This is a genomic window from Brachybacterium sp. HMSC06H03 (assembly GCF_001807385.1).
GTDB classification, from domain to species: domain Bacteria; phylum Actinomycetota; class Actinomycetes; order Actinomycetales; family Dermabacteraceae; genus Brachybacterium; species Brachybacterium conglomeratum.
Genome location: NZ_KV788880.1, coordinates 1 through 2333 on the forward strand (window position 1 = coordinate 1; position 2333 = coordinate 2333).

Genomic DNA, 2333 nt, shown 5'->3' on the forward strand with positions numbered 1-2333 from the left:
CGCGCGCCGTCCGCTCCCGGCACGGCCACGCCCGCCTCGAGGGGCGGCCCGTGGCGGTGCTCGACCTGCGCCACCGGGCCCAGCACGCCTCCGGCGCACGGACCCAGCAGCTGGTCGCGGCGCTGCGTGAGCACGGGATCGACGCGTCCGACCCCGCGGAGCCGGGCGGGCCCGAGCAGTACCGGTACCCCGAGCCGCCCTCGCCCCACGGAGGATCGGATCTCCCGCCGCGGTCCCCCCACGGCGACCCGGCCGCGCAGGTGCTCGCGGTGACCCGTCTGCCCCGCAGCGATGCCGAGGAGGGCCGACGCCTCGCCGCGCTCCTCGCGCATCGCCCCGACACGATCGTGGTGCACACCGGCGTGCCGGCCGCCGCCCCCGACCACCGCCTGCTCGTCCTCGCCCACGGCGGCGGACGCACGATGATGCGCGCCGTCGTCGACCTGCTCCTGCAGGGCGGCGCCGCCGACGGGGGAGCGCGATGAGGGTGCTCGGGATGATGTCCGGCACCAGCCTGGACGCGATCGACGTGGCGCTCGTGGACTTCTCCCGCGACGGCGAGGATCCCTCCGTGCTGGAGGCGCGGCTCGTCCACCTCGGCGAGGAGCCCTGGCCCGAGGGGACGGGGGGCGCCCTGCGCGCCGCGCTGCCCCCGGCACCCGCCGGCGTCGCGACCTGGAACCGCCTGCACGCCGCTGTCGGCGAGGCCTTCGCCGCGGCCGCCGCACGGGTCCTCGCCGCCCACGGCGGCGCCGACCTGGTCGCGACCCACGGCCAGACCCTCCACCACGACGTGCGCGAGGACGGCACCGTCGGCGCGACCCTCCAGATCGGCGACGCCTCCCGCCTCGCCGCCGTCACGGGCCTGCCCGTCCTGCACGACCTGCGCGCCGCCGACGTCGCCGCCGGCGGCCAGGGCGCACCGCTCGCCCCGCTGCTGGACCAGCTGCTGCTGGGCCATGAGGAGCCGACGGCGGCGCTGAACATCGGCGGGATCGCGAACCTCACCCTGGTCGGCGGCGAGGAGCTCGTCGCCGGCGACACCGGACCCGGCAACGCGCTGCTCGACGCCGCCGTCCACGCCGCGACCGGCGCCCCCGCCGACCACGACGCCGCCCTCGCCCGGCAGGGCCGGGTCGACCCCGCAGCCCTCGCACGGCTGCTGGACGCCGAGCCCTTCTACTCCCGCCCCCTCCCGCGCTCGACCGGACGGGAGCACTTCGACGCCGGCTACGTGCGACGCGTGCTGGGCGACGAGGCGCTCGCCGCGCTGCCGCTGCCGGACCTGCTGGCAACCCTCGTCGAGCTCACCGCCGTGACGATCGCCCGGGCCGTCGCCCCGCTCGGAGCCCGCCGCGTGGTCGCCTCCGGCGGCGGGATCCGCAATCCGCTGCTGCGCGCACGGCTCGGAGCCCACCTGGACCCCCTCCCGCTGCTCGACGCCGACCAGCTCGGCATCCCCGCCGACGGCAAGGAGGCCCTGCTGATCGCGCTGCTGGGCCATCACGGCGCCCACGGACTGCCCGGCACGCTCGCCCTCCCGGACGGCAGCGCGCACACCGGCGCCCGCGCCCCCGTCGTGCTCGGCTCCCTCACCCCGCCGCACCGCAGCCCGGCCGTCCACGCCGCGCCCGCCGAGGGCCTGCCCGTCCGCCGTCTCCGCCTCGTCCCGGGGGAGGGGCGGTGAGCGCCGCGCTGCTGCAGGACCTCCGCGGCCGGCTCGACGACCTCCGCCCCGTCCAGCGCCGCATCGCGGAGGTGATCCTCGCCGATCCCCTCGCCGCGGGGACGATGACCATCGACCAGCTCGCCGGTGCGGCCGGCTGCGCGCAGTCCTCCGTGGTGAACCTCGCCCGCGAGCTCGGGCTGACCGGCTACCGGGAGCTGCGCGCCGCGCTCGTCGCCGAGACGGCCCGCGCGGTCGGGGACCAGGGCCACCTGGCCTTCCCCCTGGAGATCGACCCGGGCGACCCGCTGTCCGTCTCGGTCGAGCGGATCGCCGCGGCGGATGCCCGCGCCGTGCGGGACACCGTGCGACTGCTCGACCTGGAGCAGCTCGCGAGGATCGCCGCCCGCCTCGCCGCGGCGCGGCGGATCCTGCTGATCGGGGTGGGCGCCTCCGGGCTCGCGGCGCTGGACCTGCAGTACAAGCTCGCCCGCCTCGGCCTCTCCGCACACGCCCTGACCAGCGCGCACGACGCCCTGCCCGCCGTCGTCGGGCTCGGCGAGCAGGACCTGCTGGTGGCGATCTCGGACTCCGGGCGCACCATCGACGTGCTCGACGCGCTCGAGCTCGCCGCCGCCGCCGGCGCCGGCACCCTCGCCGTCACCGG

General features: G+C 78.3%; 2 protein-coding genes and 1 pseudogene. All 3 read left to right on the plus strand.

Annotated features, from left to right (window positions below):
- Positions 1–485 (plus strand): annotated as a pseudogene (locus HMPREF3159_RS11700) (beta-glucosidase); the annotation flags it as partial.
- Positions 482–1687, plus strand: a complete 1206-nt coding sequence (locus HMPREF3159_RS11705; protein ID WP_070501170.1) for an anhydro-N-acetylmuramic acid kinase — start codon at positions 482–484, stop codon at positions 1685–1687. The pseudogene HMPREF3159_RS11700 and the gene HMPREF3159_RS11705, both read left to right, overlap by 4 nt.
- A partial coding sequence (locus HMPREF3159_RS11710; protein ID WP_070501171.1) for a MurR/RpiR family transcriptional regulator occupies positions 1684–2333 on the plus strand: 650 nt, incomplete at its 3' end. The genes HMPREF3159_RS11705 and HMPREF3159_RS11710, both read left to right, overlap by 4 nt.

What these genes read in the sequence shown, in the direction of transcription:
- HMPREF3159_RS11705 (WP_070501170.1), top strand. Translation starts at nt 482, where the DNA reads ATGAGGGTGCTCGGGATGATGTCCGGCACCAGCCTGGACGCGATCGAC.